The 20,785-nt window shown below is 72.8% G+C and carries 20 protein-coding genes; 12 read left to right on the plus strand and 8 right to left on the minus strand.

Annotated features, from left to right (window positions below):
• Positions 1-73: 73 nt before the first annotated feature.
• On the minus strand, positions 74-874 hold the full coding sequence (gene hisN / locus IEZ04_RS03950; RefSeq protein ID WP_189215154.1) for a histidinol-phosphatase: 801 nt from the start codon (positions 872-874) through the stop codon (positions 74-76).
• A 359-nt stretch (positions 875-1,233) separates the two neighbouring features.
• Between hisN and IEZ04_RS03955 the strand changes: the two genes are divergently transcribed.
• Positions 1,234-1,869, plus strand: a complete 636-nt coding sequence (locus IEZ04_RS03955; RefSeq protein WP_189215155.1) for a TetR/AcrR family transcriptional regulator — start codon at positions 1,234-1,236, stop codon at positions 1,867-1,869.
• Positions 1,870-1,930: 61 nt separating this feature from the next.
• On the opposite strand, the gene IEZ04_RS03960 is transcribed toward IEZ04_RS03955, so the two are convergent.
• The 4 genes from IEZ04_RS03960 to IEZ04_RS03975 all read right to left on the minus strand — a co-directional run bounded on the left by IEZ04_RS03960 (position 1,931) and on the right by IEZ04_RS03975 (position 5,579).
• Complete coding sequence (locus tag IEZ04_RS03960; protein ID WP_189215156.1) at positions 1,931-2,254, minus strand: DMT family transporter; 324 nt, start codon at positions 2,252-2,254, stop codon at positions 1,931-1,933.
• A gap of 107 nt (positions 2,255-2,361) precedes the next feature.
• Positions 2,362-3,375 (minus strand): ribosome small subunit-dependent GTPase A, encoded by a 1,014-nt coding sequence (gene rsgA, locus IEZ04_RS03965; protein ID WP_189215157.1) that lies wholly within the window; start codon positions 3,373-3,375, stop codon positions 2,362-2,364.
• A gap of 16 nt (positions 3,376-3,391) precedes the next feature.
• Positions 3,392-4,708 carry a 3-phosphoshikimate 1-carboxyvinyltransferase gene (aroA, locus tag IEZ04_RS03970; RefSeq protein WP_189215158.1) on the minus strand — a complete coding sequence of 439 codons (1,317 nt, stop codon included), beginning with the start codon at positions 4,706-4,708 and terminating at the stop codon, positions 3,392-3,394.
• 148 nt (positions 4,709-4,856) lie between these two features.
• Entirely contained in the window at positions 4,857-5,579 is a 723-nt protein-coding gene (locus IEZ04_RS03975; RefSeq protein WP_189215159.1) for a M50 family metallopeptidase, read from the minus strand.
• 49 nt (positions 5,580-5,628) lie between these two features.
• Between IEZ04_RS03975 and IEZ04_RS03980 the strand changes: the two genes are divergently transcribed.
• The 10 genes from IEZ04_RS03980 to IEZ04_RS04025 all read left to right on the plus strand — a co-directional run bounded on the left by IEZ04_RS03980 (position 5,629) and on the right by IEZ04_RS04025 (position 16,015).
• Complete coding sequence (locus tag IEZ04_RS03980; RefSeq protein ID WP_189215160.1) at positions 5,629-6,456, plus strand: SOS response-associated peptidase; 828 nt, start codon at positions 5,629-5,631, stop codon at positions 6,454-6,456.
• Positions 6,457-6,502: 46 nt separating this feature from the next.
• Entirely contained in the window at positions 6,503-7,147 is a 645-nt protein-coding gene (locus tag IEZ04_RS03985; RefSeq protein ID WP_189215161.1) for an alpha/beta hydrolase family protein, read from the plus strand.
• A 329-nt stretch (positions 7,148-7,476) separates the two neighbouring features.
• Entirely contained in the window at positions 7,477-8,163 is a 687-nt protein-coding gene (gene sigR / locus IEZ04_RS03990) for an RNA polymerase sigma factor SigR (RefSeq protein WP_189215406.1), read from the plus strand.
• The gene (gene rsrA / locus IEZ04_RS03995) at positions 8,160-8,462 is read left to right on the plus strand and encodes a mycothiol system anti-sigma-R factor (RefSeq protein WP_189215162.1); all 303 of its coding nucleotides are present in this window, start codon (positions 8,160-8,162) and stop codon (positions 8,460-8,462) included. Before sigR ends, rsrA begins: the two co-directional genes overlap by 4 nt.
• Positions 8,463-8,686: 224 nt before the next feature.
• Positions 8,687-10,087: an HD-GYP domain-containing protein gene (locus IEZ04_RS04000; protein ID WP_189215163.1), complete on the plus strand. Its 1,401-nt coding sequence runs from the start codon at positions 8,687-8,689 to the stop codon at positions 10,085-10,087.
• Entirely contained in the window at positions 10,084-11,379 is a 1,296-nt protein-coding gene (locus tag IEZ04_RS04005) for an HD domain-containing protein (RefSeq protein ID WP_229820816.1), read from the plus strand. The genes IEZ04_RS04000 and IEZ04_RS04005 overlap by 4 nt, the downstream gene beginning before the upstream one ends.
• A gap of 147 nt (positions 11,380-11,526) precedes the next feature.
• On the plus strand, positions 11,527-12,507 hold the full coding sequence (locus IEZ04_RS04010) for a tetratricopeptide repeat protein (protein ID WP_189215164.1): 981 nt from the start codon (positions 11,527-11,529) through the stop codon (positions 12,505-12,507).
• A gap of 100 nt (positions 12,508-12,607) precedes the next feature.
• Positions 12,608-13,258: a peptide deformylase gene (gene def / locus IEZ04_RS04015; protein WP_189215165.1), complete on the plus strand. Its 651-nt coding sequence runs from the start codon at positions 12,608-12,610 to the stop codon at positions 13,256-13,258.
• A gap of 280 nt (positions 13,259-13,538) precedes the next feature.
• Positions 13,539-14,621: an epi-isozizaene synthase gene (gene cyc1 / locus IEZ04_RS04020; RefSeq protein ID WP_189215166.1), complete on the plus strand. Its 1,083-nt coding sequence runs from the start codon at positions 13,539-13,541 to the stop codon at positions 14,619-14,621.
• Entirely contained in the window at positions 14,618-16,015 is a 1,398-nt protein-coding gene (locus IEZ04_RS04025) for a bifunctional albaflavenone monooxygenase/terpene synthase (RefSeq protein WP_189215167.1), read from the plus strand. The genes cyc1 and IEZ04_RS04025 overlap by 4 nt, the downstream gene beginning before the upstream one ends.
• Positions 16,016-16,046: 31 nt before the next feature.
• Here the strand turns inward: IEZ04_RS04025 and IEZ04_RS04030 are convergent, their stop codons facing one another.
• Positions 16,047-17,009 (minus strand): GlxA family transcriptional regulator, encoded by a 963-nt coding sequence (locus tag IEZ04_RS04030; RefSeq protein ID WP_189215168.1) that lies wholly within the window; start codon positions 17,007-17,009, stop codon positions 16,047-16,049.
• Positions 17,010-17,102: 93 nt separating this feature from the next.
• On the opposite strand from IEZ04_RS04030, the gene IEZ04_RS04035 reads away from it, so the two are divergent.
• On the plus strand, positions 17,103-17,348 hold the full coding sequence (locus IEZ04_RS04035; protein ID WP_189215169.1) for a hypothetical protein: 246 nt from the start codon (positions 17,103-17,105) through the stop codon (positions 17,346-17,348).
• Here the strand turns inward: IEZ04_RS04035 and IEZ04_RS04040 are convergent.
• On the minus strand, positions 17,261-18,217 hold the full coding sequence (locus tag IEZ04_RS04040) for a ribonucleotide-diphosphate reductase subunit beta (protein WP_229820844.1): 957 nt from the start codon (positions 18,215-18,217) through the stop codon (positions 17,261-17,263). The two genes, IEZ04_RS04035 and IEZ04_RS04040, sit on opposite strands and share 88 nt — an antisense overlap.
• A gap of 56 nt (positions 18,218-18,273) precedes the next feature.
• Positions 18,274-20,664, minus strand: a complete 2,391-nt coding sequence (locus IEZ04_RS04045; protein WP_189215171.1) for a ribonucleoside-diphosphate reductase subunit alpha — start codon at positions 20,662-20,664, stop codon at positions 18,274-18,276.
• Positions 20,665-20,785: the final 121 nt, after the last annotated feature.

Consider the following 20,785-nt stretch of genomic DNA (forward strand, 5'->3'; position numbering starts at 1 on the left):
CCGCGCGTCACTTGGCACCCCTGTTTCCCAGGGGTGCCTGGACGTACGGTTCCGTCCCGGTGGCGTCCGGCGCTCAGCGGCGTCCGGCGAGGTGGTCCAGCAGGTCCTCGTGGAGCAGTCCGTTCGACGCCGCCGCGTTGCCGCTGTGCGGGCCGGGACGGCCGTCGAGTCCGGTGAAGGTGCCGCCCGCCTCGGTCACGACGATCGCGTTGGCCGCCATGTCCCACAGCGACAGCTCCGGTTCGGCGCAGAGGTCGACCGCACCCTCGGCGACCATCATGTACGGCCAGAAGTCGCCGTACGCGCGCGTCCGCCACACCTTGCGGGTCAGGTCCAGGAAGGCGTCGAGCCGGCCCTGCTCCTCCCAGCCGCTCAGCGACGAGTACGCGAAGGAGGCGTCGGAGAGGTCGGCGACGCGTGAGACGTGCAGCCGGGAGGCGGAGGCCAGGCTGCGGCCGCTGTACGCGCCGTGCCCCTTCGCGGCCCACCAGCGGCGGCCGAGAGCGGGAGCGGAGACGACGCCGACAACCGGCTGGTATCCCCCCTCGCCCGCCTCCATCAACGAGATGAGGGTCGCCCACACCGGCACGCCGCGGACGTAGTTCTTCGTACCGTCGATCGGGTCGACGACCCAGCGGCGCGGCCCGGTGCCCTGGAGGCCGTACTCCTCGCCGAGGACCGCGTCACGCGGCCGGGAGCGCTTGAGGTGCGTGCGGATCACGTCCTCGGCCGCCTTGTCCGCCTCGCTCACCGGGGTCATGTCCGGCTTGGTCTCGACCTTCAGGTCGAGCGCCTTGAACCGGTGCATGGTCGCCGCGTCGGCGGCGTCCGCGAGGACATGGGCGAACCGCAGGTCATCGAGATAGTCGGGCATGTGCGAACCGTATCCGGCGATTCCGGCGCACGGCCACACGGCCCCTCCGCGGGGCGGCCGGAACGTTGCCCGGGCGCCGCCGCGGGCGTCACCATGGCGGCGTGGACGCGGCATCCGGGGCTGGGGCGTGGCACCCGCCACCGTCGGCGGGCTCTCCGGGGCGCGCGGTGCGCGGCCCGCGCCCGGGGCTCGCCCGCACCGGCCGCGGCCGACTCCGTGCGCCGTGCCCGGCCGCCCTGCGTGGCTTCCGCCCACGTTGGCCGACACACGCCCCCGGACGTCGCCGTACACCCTTGACAGTGCCCCGGCGCACGTCAAATCTGAGCTCCAGAGCCGCCGCTCGCCCCTGGGAGGCGATCATGCCTGCAGCGCGGGAATCCCTGCTGGACGCCGCCTACGCGGCGCTCGCGCGTCGTCCCTGGTCCGCGGTGCGCATGGTCGATGTCGCCGCCGTGGCGGGGGTGTCCCGGCAGACGCTCTACAACGAGTTCGGCAGCAAGGAGGGGCTGGCCCGGGCCCTGGTGCGCAGGGAGGCCGACGCCTATCTGGCCGGGGTCGACCGGGCGCTCGCCACCCACACCGACGCCCGTGAGCGGCTGGCCGCCGCCGCGGAGTGGACCGCGTCGGCGGCCAGGGACAACGCGCTCGTCCGGGCCATGCTCACCGGCTGCTGGGGCGAGCGCCTGCCCGCGCCCACACTCTCCGCGGTGCCCTCGTCCTCCGCCGTTCCCGCGCAGCGCCGCGCCGACGGGCCGCTGCCCTCGCCCGCCGACTTCGTCGCCCTGGTGCGCGACCGCGCGGTCACCCTGCTCTCTGTTCCCGGTCCCGGTGGTCCCGGCGGTCCCGGCGCGCACAAGCCGGACACGGCGGAACTCTCCCGCACCTGCGAACTCGTCTTCCGGCTCGCGCTGTCCTGTCTCTCGGCGCCCCCGGGGGAAGGCGGCGTGGCGGACCTGGTGCGCACGGCCCTGCAGCGGCAGCCGGTCCGGTTCTGAGTCCGCGCCCGGTGCTCGCCCGGTGCTGAAACCGCGCCCGGCGCGCGGACCGCTGTGCGGACTAGTGGGCGGAACCGGACAGTTGGAGGCCGATGACGCCCGCGATCACCAGAGCGATCGACACGATCTTCAGCGTGGACACGACGTCCCCGAGGAAGACCATGCCGTAGACGGCGGTGCCCGCCGCGCCGATGCCGGTCCACACCGCGTAAGCGGGCCCCACGTCCAGCTTCTTCAGGGAGAGCGTCAGCAGACCGAAGCTGCCCAGCGCGAAGACGGCGAACGCGATCGTCGGCCAGAGCCTGGTGAATCCGTGCGAGAGCTTGAGGCAGACCGCGAACCCCGTCTCGAGGATTCCGGCCACGATGACCAGCAGCCACGCCATGTCTCGTCCTCCCGTGTAACCATGCTCCGTGACCGCTTCGTCCGACTTGCAATGACTGGTGCGATTATGCACTTGCCGAAGCGGTGAAGACGTAAACAACGTGGAGGTCAGTCGCCCTCGCGCCGCTCACGGGTGGCCAGCAGCCGTCGCAGGGAGTACAGCCGGGCGGGGTCCGCGTGCCCCTGCGCGACCCATTCGTCGAGCGCGCAGTCCGGCTCGTCGTGGCTGCACGCGCGCGGGCAGCCCGCCGTGCCGGGCTCCAGGTCGGGGAAGGCGTGGATGACGCGCGACGGATCGATGTGCGCGAGACCGAAGGAGCGCACGCCGGGGGTGTCCACCACCCAGCCCCCGTCCTCGCCGTCGAGCGGCAGCGCGAGGGCCGAGGTGGTCGTGTGCCGGCCCCGGCCCGTGACCGCGTTGACGTGGCCCGTCGTACGGCGGCGGTCCTCCGGTACCAGCGCGTTCACCAGGGTCGTCTTGCCGACGCCCGAGTGACCGACGAAGGCCGTGATCTTGCCTTCGAGGTGCTCGCGCACCCGGTCCGCCGCGTCGCCGTTCTCCAGCTCCTCGCGGTTGGTGACGACGTACGGGATGTCGAGGGCGCCGTACAGCTCGAGCAGCTCGTCCGGCGGTGCCAGGTCCGACTTGGTGAGGACGAGGAGCGGGGTGAGGCCGCCGTCGAACGCCGCGACCAGGCAGCGGTCGATCAGACGCGGGCGCGGCTCGGGGTCGGCGAGGGCGGTGACGACGGCGAGCTGGTCGGCGTTGGCGACGACGACCCGCTCGTAGGGATCGTCGTCGTCGGCGGTGCGGCGCAGGACGGACGTCCGCTCCTCGATGCGCACGATGCGGGCGAGGGTGTCCTTCTTCCCGGACAGGTCGCCGACGAGGGCCACCCGGTCGCCGACCACCGCGGCCTTGCGGCCGAGCTCGCGGGCCTTCATGGCGAGGACGATCCGGTCGTCGACGAGGCAGGTCAGCCGGCCGCGGTCGACGGTGAGGACCATCCCGTCGGCCGCGTCCTCGTGCTTGGGGCGGATGTGCGTCCGGGGGCGGTTGCCCTTGCGGTTGGGGCGGACCCGGACGTCGTCCTCGTCGGTGTGCTTGCCGTAGCGGCGCATGATCCCGGTCCGCCCGTCAGTTCCCCAGCATCCTGTCCCACAGCTCCGGGAAGTCCGGCAGGGTCTTGGCCGTCGTCGCCACGTTCTCGATCTCCACGCCCTGGACCGCGAGGCCGATGACCGCGCCGGCCGTGGCCATGCGGTGGTCGTCGTAGGTGTGGAAGACGCCGCCGTGCAGCCGGCGCGGGCGGATGTGCAGGCCGTCGGCGGTCTCGGTGACGTCACCGCCGAGCTCGTTGATCTCCTTGGCGAGCGCGGCCAGCCGGTCCGTCTCGTGCAGCCGCAGGTGGGCCACCCCGCGCAGGGTCGAGGGGGAGTCGGCGAGGGCGGCGACCGCCGCGATGCCCGGGGTGAGCTCGCCGACCTCGCCCAGGTCGACATCGATGCCGTGGATCTCGCCCGAGCCGGTGAACTGCAGCCCGGCGTCGGTCAGTTCGCAGGAGCCGCCCATCGCGGTGAAGATCTCGCGGAGCCGGTCGCCCGGCTGGGTGGTGTGCGCCGGCCAGTCCGGAACGAGGACCTTGCCGCCGGTGACGAGGGCCGCCGCCAGGAACGGCTGGGCGTTGGACAGGTCCGGCTCGATGGTCAGGTCGCGGCCCAGCAGGGCACCCGGCGTGACCCGCCAGACGTTCGGCTCGCCGCCCGACTCCGGGGTGTCGACCTGGGCGCCGCCCGCGCGCAGCATGTCGACGGTCATCCGGATGTGCGGCACCGACGGCAGCGTGGAACCGGTGTGCCGTACCTCCACGCCCTGGTTGAAGCGCGGGCCGGAGAGCAGCAGGGCGCTCACGAACTGGGAGGACGAGGAGGCGTCGACCTCGACGGGACCGCCGTCCAGCGCACCGCCGCCGTGAACCGTCATGGGGAGCGCGCCGCGGCCGTCGTCGTCGATGCGGGCGCCGAGGGCGCGCAGGGCGTCGATCACTCCGTGCAGCGGCCGCTCGTACGACCGCGGGTCGCCGTCGAACCGGACGGGACCGTCGGCGAGCGCGGCCACCGGGGGCAGGAAGCGCATCACGGTGCCGGCGTTGCCGACGTCGATCGTGGCCGGGCCGTGCAGGCCGGTGGGGAGCACCCGCCAGGCCTCGCCGGTCCCGTCGGGGCCGATGCCCTCCTCGATGCCCACGCCCATGGCGCGCAGCGCGGAGGCCATCAGCAGGGTGTCGCGGGAGCGCAGCGGGCGGCGCAGCCAGCCGGGCTCGGAGGCGAGCGCGGCCAGCACCAGGGCGCGGTTGGTGACCGACTTGGACCCGGGCACGTGGACCGTCGCGTCGACGGCTCCGCTCGCGTGCGGGGCGGGCCAGAGGGCGGTGTGTGCGGGGTTAACGGTCATGCGCCCCACTTTAGTGGCTGACCTGGACCGGAAATCCTGTTCAAAAGAGGTGAAACCCGAGCGAAGTCATTGTTTCGATGTGCGACGGAAAAGTGCCATGCATATATGCATGATCACGGTCCCGCGCGGGCGCAGCCGCCGGCGCCGCTCAGAGCCGCAGCAGCCAGCGCCCGCCGCCCATCAGCGAACACAGCGACACCGCGTGGAAGAGGAACAGCCACAGCCCGGGCGGCACGTGGGTCAGCCGCGCGAGCTGGTCCGCGTCCGAGTCGCCCGCCCCGCCCCGGCGCCGCTTCGCCTGGAGTTCGAAGGCCGGCCGTACGCCGCCGAGCAGCAGGAACCACACCACCGCGTACGCGAACGCCGCCTGCACCTGGGGCCCGGCCAGCCAGGAGACCCCCACGAAGGTGCCGCCCGCCAGGACGACGGTGAGGGCCCCGTAGGCGTTGCGGATCATCACCAGCATCGCCAGCAGCAGGGCGGTGGCCAGCCACAGCAGCAGGGTGATGCGTCCCGTGGCGAGCAGCGCGGCACCGCCGAGGCCCAGCAGCGGGGGAGCGGTGTATCCGGCGGCGGCCGTGAGGATCATGCCGGGTCCGGTCGGTCTGCCCCTGCTGACGGTGAGTCCGCTGGTGTCGGAGTGCAGCCGTATTCCGGTCAGGGTGCGGCCGGTGAGCAGCGCGACCAGACCGTGGCCGCCCTCGTGGGCGATGGTGATGGCGTTGCGGGAGAGCCGCCAGGCGCCGTGCGGGAGGATCACCGCGAGCGCGGCGGCGGCGGTGACGAGGACGACCCAGGTGTCGGGGTCGGGCTGGGTGCCGGAGACCTCGTCCCAGAGGCCCGACAGCGAGGCGGCGGCGGTGCTGTGCATGGTGGGCGGTGGCTCCCTGTAGTGGTCCGGATCTGGCAGTCTGGCACGTATGTGCGGACGGTATGCGGCGAGTCGTGGGGCCGAGGATCTCGCGGGAATCTTCGGGATCGAGACGTGGGAGGCGGAGTCGGGCCCGGACGGAGGCCCGGTGCCCGATTTCAACGTGGCCCCGACCAAGGAGGTCTACGCCGTCCTCGACCGTCCTCTGAAGGACGCCGACGACAAGCGCCCGGTTCGCCAGCTGCGCAGGCTGCGCTGGGGGCTCGTGCCGTCCTGGTCCAAGTCGCCCGACGGCGCCGCCCGGATGATCAACGCCCGTGCGGAGACCGTGCACGAGAAGCCCGCGTACCGCCGCGCCTTCGCCTCCCGGCGCTGCATCGTGCCCGCCGACGGCTACTACGAGTGGGTCACGGGCAAGCAGGAGCGCGACCTGGAGGTCGAGGGGAAGAGGAAACGGCCGCGCAAGCAGCCGTACTTCGTGCTCCCCGCCGACGGGTCGGTGTTCGCGATGGCCGGGCTGTACGAGTTCTGGCGCGACCGCACCCTGCCGGACGACCACCCGCAGGCCTGGTGGGTGACCTGCTCCGTGATCACCACCGAGGCCGAGACGACGCCGCTCGCGGTCGCGCCCGAGGGGGGCCCGCACTCCCTCGCCGAGATCCATCCGCGCATGCCGCTGATGCTCACCCCGGACCGCTGGGACGCCTGGCTGGACCCGGCCCGCACGGACGTCGACGAACTGCGCGGGCTGCTCGCGCCGCCGCCCGCCGGGCTGATGCGTGCGTACCCCGTCTCCACGGCCGTCAGCAACGTCCGCAACAACGGCCCGGAGCTGCTGAAGGAGCTGGAGGGGCCCGAGGAGGGCACACTCTTCTGAGGCTCTCCTGAGGCACCTCGGAGGCCGTTCTGGGACTCTTTCCCACGTGACGGAGATCGACAGGACGACCGAGACGGTGGAGACCGGTGCGGGCGCGGCCCGCATCACCTGGTGTGCGGCGCCGCGCGCCCGTCTGGTCCTCGCCGTGAGCCACGGCGCGGGCGGCGGCATCGAGGCCCGGGACCTCCAGGCGCTGGCCCGGGCCCTTCCCGCACACGGTGTGACCGTGGCGCTCGTCGAGCAGCCCTGGCGGGTGGCGGGCAGGAAGCTGGCGCCCGCCCCGAAGACGCTGGACGCGGCCTGGCGGGACCTGTGGCCCGCGCTGGCGGCGCCGGGGCTCCCCGTGGTCGCGGGCGGCCGGAGCGCGGGCGCCCGGGTGGCCTGCCGCACGGCGCGGGAGCTGGGCGCCGTGGCCGTCCTGGCCCTGAGCTTCCCGCTGCACCCGCCGGGCAGGCCGGAGCGGTCCCGGGCCGACGAGCTGCTCGGCGCCGGGGTGCCCACGCTCGTCGTCCAGGGCGGCAACGACCCGTTCGGGAAGCCGGAGGAGTTCCCCGAGGGCCCGTACCGGCTGGTCGAGGTGGAGTACGGAGACCACGGTCTCGCCGTGCCGAAACGGGCGCCGACCGGTCAGGACGAGGCGCTGGGCGTCCTCACCGACGGCGTGGCCGCGTGGATCACGTCACTCGGCTGAGAGATCACGCCACCGCGGGCAGGACCTGAGAAAGCCTGCGTCACTCGCGTGAAAGACGGGAATGCCGGGCCGCGGACTTCTGTTGTGCGGATCAGACAGCGCGGAGACGCGCTGCGAGTCCCCGACGAAGGAGAGTCCGCCGCATGGGTTCGACCATCTGCCCTAGCCGCGGCAGCGCCGGCCAGCTCGACTGGACGGTCCTGCACGCGGTGAACGACGCCTCCGTACGGGCGGCGGGCGGAGTGAACCGGCAGGCGACGCCGGCCGCCCGTCGTCTATCCTCCGATTCGAGTGGGACCGGTCTCGGTCCTGCGAAGACTCTGGAGGAGGTGGGTCCGGTCACTGGGACCGACGCCGGTACCGAACACGGCCAGGCGGAGCAGCCCGAGGGCCAGGGCGGTCGCGAGCCGGAGACGACCGCCGAGCGCAGTGCGCGCTTCGAGCGGGACGCGCTCGAGTTCCTCGACCAGATGTACTCGGCCGCGCTGCGCATGACGCGCAATCCGGCCGACGCCGAGGACCTGGTGCAGGAGACGTACGCGAAGGCGTACGCGTCCTTCCACCAGTTCCGGGAGGGCACCAACCTCAAGGCGTGGCTGTACCGCATCCTCACGAACACCTTCATCAACTCGTACCGCAAGAAGCAGCGCGAACCGCAGCGCAGCGCGGCCGAGGAGATCGAGGACTGGCAGCTGGCGCGCGCCGAGTCGCACATGTCGACGGGGCTGCGCTCGGCCGAGTCACAGGCGCTGGACCACCTGCCCGACTCGGACGTGAAGCAGGCCCTCCAGGCGATCCCCGAGGAGTTCCGCATCGCCGTCTACCTCGCGGACGTCGAGGGCTTTGCCTACAAGGAGATCGCGGACATCATGGGGACACCGATCGGTACGGTGATGTCCCGGCTGCACCGGGGCCGCCGTCAACTGCGCGGCATGCTGGAGGACTACGCCCGTGAGCGCGGGCTGGTCCCCGCCGGCGCCGGAGAGTCGAACGAAGCGAAAGGCTCGGGCTCATGAGCTGCGGAGAGCCGCACGAGACGGATTGCAGCGAGATCCTCGATCATCTCTACGAGTTCCTGGACCGTGAGATGCCCGACAACGACTGCACCAAGTTCGAGACGCACTTCGAGGAGTGCTCGCCGTGCCTGGAGAAGTACGGGCTCGAACAGGCCGTGAAGAAGCTGGTCAAGCGGTGCTGCGGGCAGGACGACGTACCGACCGACCTGCGGGCGAAGGTCATGGGCCGGATCGAGCTGATCCGCTCCGGGGAGACCGCGCCCGGGCACGACGTGACGGCGACACCCCAGGACTCGTGACACCCGGCTCCTGACTTCCCTGTGCTCCCCTGTACCTCCCTGACCCGGGGGTGACTCCGGGGAACTGCCGTACGGGCCGCGTCGCCAGGACGCGGCCCGTTGTCACTCGAACGTGTGCTTCCGTGCGTCGAGCACCCGTGCATTCGCTCATTGCCGCCCCCGCGTCCCGCGCGCCCCTCTAGGCTCCGGAGCCCTCCGGAGCCTGATGAAGAGGGGGTGGCGCCATGAGGCCGGTCCCGGTGTGGGCCCGGGTGTACATCGGCTGTGCCGTCCTCGGCGCCCTGGGCTGTCTGGCCGCCCTGCCGGACGTCACCGTCCCCTGGTGGGCGGTGGGCCTGCTCGCCGCGCTGTACGCGCTCTGCGAGCAGGTCACCCGGTGTCCGTTCCTGGGCCGTCGCGCCCCCGAGGGCCTGAGCACCTTCTTCCCCGTCCTGCTCGCGGGTGCCTTCCTGCTGCCGCCCCCGGCCGCCGCGCTCGTCGCGGTGCCCGGGGCGCTGGTCTCCCGGGTCGAGCGGCGGCCGCGCGGACCGCGGCGCGTGTGGCGGGCGGCCCGGCTCGCCGTCGCGGTGTGGGCCGCCTCCCGGGTGCACGGGGCGCTGGGCGGCCGGGCGGCGGTCGCCGGGCCCGACTTCCCGTACGCGCTGGTCCCAGCGGGGGGCGCCGTCCTGGTCTTCTGCGCGGTCCTCGCGGTGCTCGACCGGGGCATCCTGGCCCTCGCCGAACGCGTGCCCCTCAGGAGCGCGGGGCGGGGCGGGCTCTTCGCGCGGTCGCTCGCGCCGGTCGCCGCGCACGGGCTCGCCGGGCTGATGATGGCCGTGCTGTGGCACAGCCCCTACGGCCCGGCCGCGGCCCTCCTGGTCCTGCTGCCGATGTACGTGTCCTGCTGGGTGTTCGCGCAGGTCCACCGGGAGCGTGCGGTGCACCGGGCCACCATCCGGGCCCTGGTGCAGGCCGTCGACATCAAGGACGGGTACACGCGCGGGCACAGCGAGCGGGTGGGCCGGGCGTCCGTGCTGATCGCGCGTGAGCTGGGGATGGACGACGAGCGCGTCGAACTGGTCCGCTTCGCCGGCATCCTGCACGACGTCGGCAAGATCGGCGTGCCCACCCGGCTGCTGCGCAAGGACGGCCCCCTGACCGAGAGCGAGCGGCGGGTCGTCGAGCTGCACCCGGAGTACGGGCACGAGATGACGCGCGGCATCGGTTTCCTGGGCGAGGCCCGCTCGGCGATCCTGCACCACCACGAACGGCTGGACGGCAGCGGATACCCGCACGGGCTGGCGGGCGACCGGATTCCGGAGCCCGCGCGGGTCGTCGCCGTCGCCGACGCCTTCGACGCGATGACCTCCACCCGTTCCTACCGCCGGGCCCGGCCGGTCGCGGCCGCGCTGGAGGAGCTGGAGCGGTGCGCGGGGACGCAGTTCGACCCGGCGATGGTCCGGGCGCTGGCACACGCCCTCGACCGGCACGGCTGGCTGCCCGCCGTGACCGCCGACAGCCCCGGCAGCGCCGACAGCCCCGGCAGCGCCGACGGTACCGACACCACTGACATCACCGATCCGTCCGAAGTGCGCGGAAACGTCCCGCCTCCGTCGGCGCCCGCGCGTGCGGAGACCGGGCCGTGAAGCGCCCGTTCGGCGTGCCCGCGCACTGTTCCGCGGGCGGCTCCCCCTTCACCGTGCTCGTCCACGGGACCGCCGCCCTGCTCGCCGTCGCGGCCCTCGTCCACACTCTGCGGCACGGGGTTGACGGGCTCGCCACGGCCCTCGCCTTCGGGCTGCTCGTCGCCGTGGGCGAACTGTTCCGGTGGCCCGGCCCCGAGGCACGGGAGCCCGCACCGCTCGGGGCGGCCGGGGCGCTCGCCTACGCCCTGCTCGGGCAGGACGCCGGGGAGCCCACCCGGCACGGCGTGCTCCAGGTCGTCGCCGTCGTCGCCGTGGCCGCACTCGCCGGGTGCCTGTCCCGGCCGACGGGAACGGCCGCGGGGCGCGCACCCGTCGCCGACCGGCCGGCCCGGCGGGTCCTCACCGTCGCCCTCGCCGCCAGCTGCTTCGGGCTGCTCTACCGGCGGGACGCGGCCCCGGAGTGGCACGGCCCCTCGTACGTGGCGCTCCTCCTCGCGCTGCTGGCGCTGACCGTGGTGTGCGACGCCGTGCTCGTCGCGGCGCTCACGCGCGCGCGTACCGGCTGGCCCCTCGGACCGTTGCTGCGCGACGAGCTGCGGGCGCTGCTCGGCATCGCGCCCGCGGTGTGCGCCAGCGGCGTCGTGCTGTCGCTCGGGGTGGCGGTGGCGGGCCTGTGGGCGCTGCCCGTCTTCTCGCTGCCGCTGCTGCTCGCCCAGTTCTCCTTCCGCAGGCACGCGGCCGTGCGCGCCACCTGCCGGCAGACCATCGCCTCCCTCGCCCGGGCCACCGAGATCGCCGGGTACACCCCGGCGGGGCACGCCCGGCGGGTGGCCGCGCTGAGCCGGGCCGTCGGCCGCGAGCTGGGGCTCACCGAGTCCGAGCTGACGGTGCTGGAGTACGCGGCCCTGATGCACGACATCGGGCAGCTCTCCCTCGTGGACCCGGTGCCGGCCGGGGCGACGGCCACGCTGCCGGAGGCCGAGCAGCGCCGGATCGCCCTGCTCGGCGGCGTCGTGGTCCGGCAGACCGGGGTGGACGCCGAGGTCGCGGTGGTCGTGGAGCGGCAGGCCGACCCGTACCGGGAGCAGCCGGTGAGCGCGCGGATCGTACGGACCGTGAACGCCTACGAGGAGAAGTCGCGGGACGCCGGTCCGGGCGGACCGCTCAGGGCCCTGGACGAGCTGCGGCGGGGAACCGAACGGGAGTACGAGCCCCGGGTCGTGGAGTCACTGGCCCGCGTGCTCGCGCGCGGTGGCGGGGCGGTGCGCGGGTGCCCAGGTTGGGGGTGGTGAGCGGGGCGCGGGCCGTCTTACGCTGCCTGCGGCTGGGTAACCCATGGGTAATGAGCGGCCCTCCCGCCGTACGTGGTTGGATGCGAGGGAGAGGGTGCCCCGGGGCACAGGCCGGCCCACTCGAGAATCAATTGGCAGGCGGGAATCGTGAGGATCTTCGGCAAGGGACGGCACCGGCCCTCCGCCTCCTGGCGGCAGGCCACCGACCGCGCGTTCACGCTGATCGGAGACGGGCGGTACGAGGACGCGGGCGCGCTGCTGACCCGCGCCGCCGACCTGGAGCCCTGGCTGTCCGAGTCCTGGTTCAACCTCGCGCTGCTGCACAAGTTCCGGCACGACTGGGAGCAGGCGCGGGCCGCGGGCCTGCGGGCCGTGGCGCTGCTCGACCGGGAGACCGGCGCGCCGGACTGGTGGAACGTGGGCATCGCGGCGACCGCCCTGCAGGACTGGCCGCTGGCCCGGCGGGCCTGGCAGGCGTACGGGCTGAAGGTGCCCGGCGGGTCCGGCGCGTCCGGGGAGCCCGTCGGCATGGACCTGGGCAGCGCGGCCGTCCGGCTGTCGCCGGAGGGGGAGGCCGAGGTCGTGTGGGGGCGCCGGCTCGACCCCGCCCGGATCGAGGTGCTGTCCATCCCGCTGCCGTCCTCGGGGCGGCGCTGGGGCGAGGTCGTCCTGCACGACGGGGTGCCGCACGGCGAGCGGACCACCGCGGCCGGGCACGCCTACCCGGTCTTCGACGAGATCGAGCTGTGGGCGCCCTCGCCGGTGCCGACCTGGGTCGTCCTCCTCGAAGCCGCGACCGAGGAGGACCGGGACGCGCTGGAGCAGCTCGCGGCCGACGCCGGTTTCGCCGCCGAGGACTGGTCGTCCTCCGTGCGGCTGCTGTGCCGGCTGTGCTCGGAGTCGCGGATGCCGTCCGACGAGGGCGACGGCGAGCACCTCGACCCGCACGACCACAGCGAGCCCGGGCATCCGGGGCCGCTCGGCCACCGCACGGACGGGCAGCTGTGGGCGCCCGAGCGGGAGTGCGGCATCGCGGCGCCCGCCTCCCTGGTGCGCGGCCTGCTGGACGGCTGGGTCGCCGACAGCCCGGACTCACGGGCCTGGCGGGACCTCGAAGAGGTCTGCTGAACGGTCCCCCGGTCCCGGCCCCCTTAGGCTGTAGGCACACGGTCCCACCGTTCACCGTTACACCGTTTCATCACAGGTCGCAGGAAGGCGTACGTCGGTCATGGCGCAGCAGGACACCGATCAGCAGCACGCGGGCGTGCTCCCCGTGGACGACGAGGGCTTCGTCATCGACACCGAGGAGTGCGAGGAGCGCGAGCAGGCCTACCGCGAGCGCGGCACCTCGCGTCCGATCACGGTCGTCGGGAACCCGGTGCTGCACAAGGAGTGCGCGGACGTCACCGAGTTCGACGACGAGCTCGCCCAGCTGGTCGACGACATGTTCGCCAGCCAGCGCACCGCCGAGGGCGTGGGTCTGGCCGCCAACCAGATCGGTGTCGACAAGAAGGTGTTCGTCTACGACTGCCCGGACGACGAGGGTGTGCGGCACGTGGGCGTGGTCTGCAACCCGAAGCTCGTCGAACTGCCCGCCGAGAGGCGCCGCCTCGACGACAGCAACGAGGGCTGCCTCTCGGTGCCGACCGCGTACATGCCGCTCGCCCGCCCCGACTACGCCGAGGTCACCGGGCAGGACGAGAAGGGCAACCCGATCAAGGTGCGCGGCACGGGTTACTTCGCGCGCTGCCTCCAGCACGAGACCGACCACCTGTACGGCTACCTGTACATCGACCGGCTCTCCAAGCGCGAGCGCAAGGACGCGCTGCGGCAGATGGCCGAGAACGAGCCGCGCTACCCGGTGGTCGCGAACGACTGACACCCGTCCGTCCCGCACGAACGGCGTTCGGCCGGAAGCTCCGCTCCGGCCGGACGCCGTTCGCGTACCCGGTACAGGCTCGAAGCCGAGGGCTCCATATCTGATCCGGAAGCAGTCATGCAAGGGGGCTCCCTCGGCAGCTTGGGGTAGTGAGCGGTGCAAATCCGTTCCCAAGCGGTCAGTTCGGGTGCTGAATGGGAAGGGCGGGGATACGCATCGGCGCGCGCCCGGCACGACGCGGGAGGGCGGGCGTCATCAGGCGGCTGAGAGGGGTCTGTTCGTGCCTGCATTCCCACCAAGCATCCCGACGACGGCGGTGGCAGCGGTACCGCCGTCACTCCGTCTCCCGGTGATCGAAGCGGCGTTTCCCCGGCAAGTGCATCCGTACTGGCCCCAACTGCAGGGAAGGACCAGGGCCTGGCTCCGGGACAAACGGATCATGCCGGCGGACAAGGTGGCGGAACACGCCGACGCCCTGTGCTACACCGACCTCATCGCGGGCTACTACATGGGCGCCGCCGACGAGGTCCTCCAGGCCATAGCCGACTACAGCGCCTGGTTCTTCGTCTGGGACGACCGCCACGACCGCGACGTGGTGCACGGCCGGTCCACCGCCTGGCGCCGGCTGAGGCACCGCCTGCACGTGGCGCTCGACTCCCCGCAGGACCATCTGTACCACCGGGACCCGCTGGTGGCGGGCTTCGCCGACAGCGTGGTGCGGCTGTACTCGTTCCTCGGCAGGAAGTGGAACACCCGTTTCGCCCGGCACTTCCACGCGGTGATCGAGGCGTACGACAGGGAGTTCCACAACCGCACGCGGAACATCGTGCCGACGGTCGAGGAATACCTCGAACTGCGCCGGCTCACCTTCGCGCACTGGATCTGGACGGACCTGCTGGAGCCCAGCGCCGGGCACGAACTCCCCACCGCGGTACGGAAACACCCCGCATACCGGCGGGCGGCCCTGCTGAGCCAGGATTTCGCCGCCTGGTACAACGACCTCTGCTCGCTCGCCAAGGAACTCGCGGGTGCCGAGGTGCACAACCTCGGGATAAGCCTCGTCCACCACGGGGGGATGACACCGGAGGAGGCGGAGGCCGATCTCCGGCGGCGCGTCGAGGAGTGCGCGTTCGCGTTCCTGGACGCCGAGAAGGACGTCGAACGGCTCGCCGTGTCGGTCGACGACGGCAGCCTGCGGGGAAGGCAACTGGGGGCCGCCGTGCGCGCCTGCGTCGGCAACATGCGCAACTGGTTCAGCTCCGTCTACTGGTTCCACCACGAGTCCGGCCGCTACATGGTCGACAGCTGGGCCGACCGGTCCACGCCCCCGTACGTCACCAACGAAGCGGCAGGTGCGGCATGACCGTAGAGTCAGTGAACCCCGTGAACCCCGTGAACCCCGCGAACCCCGTGGCCGCGCAGCATCCGGAGCCGGTCGAGCCGCCCCTCGCCGCGGGCGGCGTCCCGGTCCTCGGCCACGGCCGGCAGCTCGTGCGCGACCCCTTGGGCTTCCTCGCCCGGCTGCGCGACGAGGGGGACGTGGTCCGGCTGAGGTTCGGACCCAAGACCGTGTACGCCGTCACCACGCCCGCGCTCACCGGCGCGCTGGCGCTGAACCCGAACTTCGAGGTCGCCGGACCGCTGTGGGAGTCCCTCAGGGGCCTGCTCGGCGGGGAGGGCGTGGCCACCGCCAACGGGCCGCGCCACCGCCGCCAGCGGCGCACCGTCCAGCCCGCCTTCCGGCTCGGCGCCATCCCGGCCTACGGGCCGGTCATGGAGGAGGAGGCGCGGGACCTCGCCGCGCGCATGGCCTCCGGGGAGCCCTTCGACTGCACCTCCGAGTCGTTCCGCGTCGCCGTGCGCACCGCGGCCCGCTGCCTGCTGCGCGGCGAGTACATGGACCAGGGGGCCGAACGGCTGTGCGCCGCGCTCGCCGTGGTGTTCCGCGGCATGTACCGGCGCATGGTGGTCCCGGCCGGACCGCTCTACCGGCTGCCGCTGCCGGCCAACCGCCGCTTCAACCGCGCGCTGGCCGACCTGCACGCCCTCGTCGACGAGATCGTCGCCGAGCGCCGGGCCTCCGGCCACCGGCCGGACGACCTGCTGACCGCCCTGCTGGAGGCGGTGGACGACGACGGCGCCCCCATCTCGGAACAGGAGATCCACGACCAGGTCGTCGCCTTCCTCACCGCCGGGGGCGAGACCGTGGGGGCGACCGTCATGTGGCTGCTCGAGGTGCTCGCCGAGCAGCCCGAGCACGCGGACAAGGTGTGCGCGGAGGTGGAAGCGGTCGTCGGGGACCGGCCCGTCGTCTTCGCGGACGTCCGGAAGCTGTCCCACACGAACAACGTCGTCGTCGAGGCGATGCGGCTGCGCCCCGTCGTCTGGATCCTCGCACGACGGGCGGTGGCCGGGACGGAACTCGGCGGGTACCGCATCCCGGCCGGGGCGGACATCGTGTACAGCCCGTACGCGATCCAGCGCGATCCCAGGTCGTACGAGCGGCATCTGGAGTTCGACCCCGACCGCTGGCTCCCGGAACGCGTCGGGGACATACCCAAGTACGCGATGAGGCCGTTCGGCGTGGGCAACCGGAAGTGCCCGAGCGACCACTTCTCCATGGCGTTCCTCACCCTCGTCACGGCGTCCGTGGCGCGCCGCTGGCGGCTGGAGCAGGTGCCCGGGTCGGACGCCACGCACCGGGTGGGCATCACGCTCCGGCCGCAGCGGCTGACGGTGCGGGCGACCCCCAGGTGACGTGCCCCGCCGGTGAGCGTCGTACGCGCGGTCAGGCGGCCCGGGGGCCCCGGAACGTGCGCCGGTACGCGTGCGGCGTCGTCCCCAGCGCCCGTACGAAGTGGTGGCGCAGCGCGGCCGCCGTGCCGAAGCCGGTACGGCCCGCGATCGCGTCCATCGTCTCGTCCGTCGCCTCCAGCAGCCGCTGGGCCAGCAGCACGCGCTGGCGCAGGATCCAGCGGTAGGGCGTGGTGCCCGTCTCCTGCTGGAAGCGGCGGGCGAAGGTGCGCGGCGACATGTGGGCACGGTCGGCCAGCTGCTCGACGGTCACCTCCTCGTCGAGGTGCTCCTCCATCCACACCAGCACCTCGCCGACCGTGTCGCACCGCGAGCGGGGCAGCGGCCGTTCGATGTACTGGGCCTGGCCGCCGTCCCGGTGCGGGGGCACCACCATGCGGCGGGCGATGGCGTTGGCGACCTCCGGGCCCTGCTCCTTGCGGACGAGGTGCAGACAGGCGTCGATCCCGGCGGCGGTGCCGGCCGAAGTGATCACCGGGTCCTCGTCCACGTACAGCACGTCGGGCTCGACGACCGCCCGCGGGTACCGCCGCGCCAGCTCCTCCGCGTGCCGCCAGTGCACGGCGCACCGCCGTCCGTCCAGCAGCCCGGCCGCGCCCAGCAGGAAGACGCCGGAGCACACGCTCAGCACCCGCGCGCCCCGGTCCACGGCCCGGCGCAGCGCGTCGAGCAGCCCGGGCGGGAACTCCCGCCCCACATAGCTCTGCCCGGCCGGCACGGCGATCAGGTCGGCCTCGTCGAGCCGCTGCAGGCCGTACGGCGTGGAGACGGTGAACCCGGCGGGCGTGGTGAGCGTCGGGCCCTCGGCGGAGGCCACCGCGAAGTCGTACACGGGCAGCCCCTCGTCGCTGCGGTCGAGCCCGAACACCTCGCACAGCACGCCGAGTTCGAAGGGATGCACTCCGTCGAGCAGGACGACGGCCACATTGCGCAGCATGCCGTCAGTGTGCCGCAGGGCTGGCAGCATTTCGAGGGTGTGCGGCAGTCCTGCCACTGACGGTAAGGAGTGTCCGGCGCGAGAGTGGTGTCCATGGATACGACACGCATGGAAGCCCTCGTCGGACTGCCGGCCGTCCTCGGTCTCCTGGTCCTGCTCGTCCTCCCCGCGCTGACCGGCATCGTGCGAGATCTGCGCATCGACCGGCAGCTGAGGGAGGCCGAGCAGGGGCGGCGGGGACGGAAGAGGGCTCAGAAGTCCTCGTCGAAGCCGACCGAACCCTCCACCGCGACCTGGTACGCCGAGGGGCGCCGCTCGAAGAAGTTGGTCAGCTCCTGAACTCCCTGGAGCTCCATGAAGGAGAACGGGTTCTCCGAGCCGTACACCGGTGCGAAGCCGAGGCGGGCGAGCCGCTGGTCGGCGACGCACTCCAGGTACTGGCGCATCGACTCGGTGTTCATCCCGGGGAGGCCGTCGCCGCACAGGTCGCGCGCGAACTGCAGCTCGGCCTCGACGGCCTCCCGCAGCATGTCCGTGACCTCCTGCTGGAGCGCGTCGTCGAAGAGGTCCGGCTCCTCCTCGCGGACGGTGTCCACGACGTCGAACGCGAAGGACATGTGCATCGTCTCGTCGCGGAACACCCAGTTGGTGCCGGTGGCCAGGCCGTGCAGCAGGCCCCGGCTGCGGAACCAGTAGACGTACGCGAAGGCGCCGTAGAAGAAGAGACCCTCGATGCACGCGGCGAAGCAGATGAGATTGAGCAGGAAGCGGCGGCGGTCGGCCTTCGTCTCCAGCCGGTCGATCTCCTCCACCGAGTCGATCCACTTGAAGCAGAACTCGGCCTTCTCGCGGATGGAGGGGATGTTCTCCACGGCCGCGAAGGCCGCCGCGCGGTCCGCCGGATCGGGCAGGTAGGTGTCCAGGAGCGTCAGGTAGAACTGGACGTGCACGGCCTCCTCGAACAGTTGCCGCGACAGGTACAGGCGTGCCTCGGGCGAGTTGATGTGCTTGTAGAGGGTGAGCACCAGGTTGTTCGCCACGATCGAGTCACCGGTCGCGAAGAAGGCGACCAGGCGGCCGATGAGGTGCTGTTCCGCCGGACTGAGCCTGGCGAGGTCGGCGACGTCGGAGTGCAGGTCGACCTCCTCCACGGTCCAGGTGTTCTTGATGGCGTCCCGGTAGCGCTCGTAGAAGTCGGGGTAGCGCATGGGGCGGAGCGTGAGCTCGAAGCCGGGGTCGAGCAGGTTGGTGTCACGGGTGGTCGTCACTGGCAGGCCTCGCAGGACTCGGGGTTTTCCAGGGAGCAGGCGACGGCGTCGGAATCGGGACCGGCCGTCTGCTGTACGGGGACGGTGGCCTGCGCCTGCGCGGCGCGGGCGATGCGGGTCGCGGGACGCGACCGCAGGTAGTACGTCGTCTTCAGGCCCGACCTCCAGGCGTACGCGTACATCGAGGAGAGCTTGCCGATGGTCGGCGTCTCCATGAACAGGTTGAGCGACTGGGACTGGTCCAGGAACGGGGTCCGGGCGGCCGCCATGTCGATCAGGCCGCGCTGCGGGATCTCCCACGCCGTGCGGTAGAGCGCCCGTACGTCGGCGGGGATCCAGGAGAAGTCCTGCACCGAGCCGCTCGCCTCGCGCAGCGCCTCCCGGGTGCGGGCGTCCCACACGCCGAGCCGCTTCAGGTCCTCCACCAGGTACGAGTTGACCTGGAGGAACTCGCCCGACAGCGTCTCGCGCTTGAACAGGTTGGACACCTGCGGCTCGATGCACTCGTACACGCCGGCGATCGAGGCGATGGTGGCCGTGGGCGCGATCGCCAGGAGCAGGGAGTTGCGCAGCCCGGTCGCGGCGACGCGCTCGCGCAGGGCCGCCCAGCGCTCGGGCCAGGTGAGGTCCGCGTCGTAGTGGTCGGGGTGCAGCACGCCCCGGGCCGTACGGGTCTTCTCCCAGGCGGGCAGCGGGCCGTGCCGTTCCGCGAGGCCGGCGGACACCTCGTACGCGGCCAGCATGATCCGCTCGGCGATCCGGGTGGACAGCGCCCGGGCCGCGGGCGAGTCGAACGGCAGCCGGAGCCGGAAGAACACGTCCTGGAGCCCCATGACACCGAGGCCGACCGGCCGCCAGCGGGCGTTGGAGCGGGCCGCCTGCTCGGTCGGGTAGAAGTTGACGTCCACGACGCGGTCCAGAAACGTCACGGCCGTGCGGACCGTCGCGTCCAGCCGCTCCCAGTCCAGCTCGCCCGCCTCGCCCGCCTCCGGGTCGACGAAGGCGCCCAGGTTGACCGAGCCGAGGTTGCAGACCGCGGTCTCCCCGTCGTCCGTGACCTCCAGGATCTCGGTGCACAGGTTCGAGGAGTGCACGACGTGGCCCGGCTCGGCCGTCTGGTTGGCGGTGCGGTTGGCGGCGTCCTTGAAGGTCATCCAGCCGTTGCCGGTCTGCGCGAGGGTGCGCATCATGCGGCCGTACAGCTCCCGGGCGGGGAGGGTCCTGCGCGCGAGGCCCTTTTCCTCGGCCGCCCGGTATGCCGCGTCGAACTCCGCGCCCCACAGGTCCACCAGCTCGGGCACGTCGGACGGGGAGAACAGCGACCAGGGCGCGTCGGCGTCCACCCGGCGCATGAACTCGTCCGGGATCCAGTGCGCGAGGTTGAGGTTGTGCGTGCGGCGCGCGTCCTCACCGGTGTTGTCCCGCAGCTCCAGGAACTCCTCGAGGTCCGCGTGCCAGGTCTCCAGGTACACCGCGGCCGCGCCCTTGCGCCGCCCGCCCTGGTTCACCGCGGCCACCGAGGCGTCGAGCGTCTTCAGGAACGGGACGATGCCGTTGGAGTGCCCGTTCGTGCCCCGGATCAGCGCGCCCCGGGAGCGCACGCGGGAGTACGCGAGGCCGATGCCGCCCGCGTGCTTCGAGAGGCGGGCCACCTGGAGGTACCGCTCGTAGAGGGAGTCCAGCTCGTCCTTGGGGGAGTCGAGGAGGTAGCAGGACGACATCTGGGGGTGCCGGGTGCCGGAGTTGAAGAGGGTGGGCGAGGAGGGCAGGTACTCCAGGCGGCTCATCAGGCCGTACAGGGCGGCCACGTCATCGACGGCCGCGGAGGTCTGGTCCTCGGCGAGACCGGCGGCGACGCGCAGCAGGAAGTGCTGCGGGGTCTCGATCACCCGCCGGGTGTGCGGATGACGGAGCAGGTAGCGGCTGTGCAGCGTGCGCAGGCCGAAGTAGCCGAAGCGGTCGTCGGCGCCCTCGGCGACGGCGGCGTCGACCAGCGCGTCGAGACGGGCCGCGTGCCGGCTCACGAAGGCGGCGGTGCGGTCCGCGACCAGGCCCTCGCGGTGACCGGTGGCGACCGACCCGGAGAAGGAGCGCACGCCCTGCGAGGCGGCCTCCGCGCGGAGGCCGAGGGTCAGCAGGCGGGCGGCCAGCCGCGAGTAGGCGGGGTCCTCGGAGATGAGCCCGGCCGCCGCCTCGGTGGCCAGCTCCCGCAGTTCCGCCTCGTCCGCATGCGCGGACCGGCCGCGCAGCGCGGCGGCGGCGACCCGGCCGGGGTCGGCGTCGGGGAGGTCGGCGGTGAGCTCGGTCAGGGTGCGCAGCAGTGCGGTACCGGGACCGTCGGACTCGGGGGTTGTGACGGGGGCCGCGTCGGGTGGCGCGATGGTCACGTGGGGCTCTCCCTCGCTCGGCACGGGGCCTTGCAGGGGAGCGGGGGCACGGGCGCGCGCCTCAGGGCAGGGCAGAGCAGCGCGCTGCGCGTCCACCGGCCCATTCCACGAGGCCCGGACG

It is taken from the genome of Streptomyces ruber (assembly GCF_014648075.1).
Taxonomy (GTDB): Bacteria; Actinomycetota; Actinomycetes; order Streptomycetales; family Streptomycetaceae; genus Streptomyces; species Streptomyces ruber.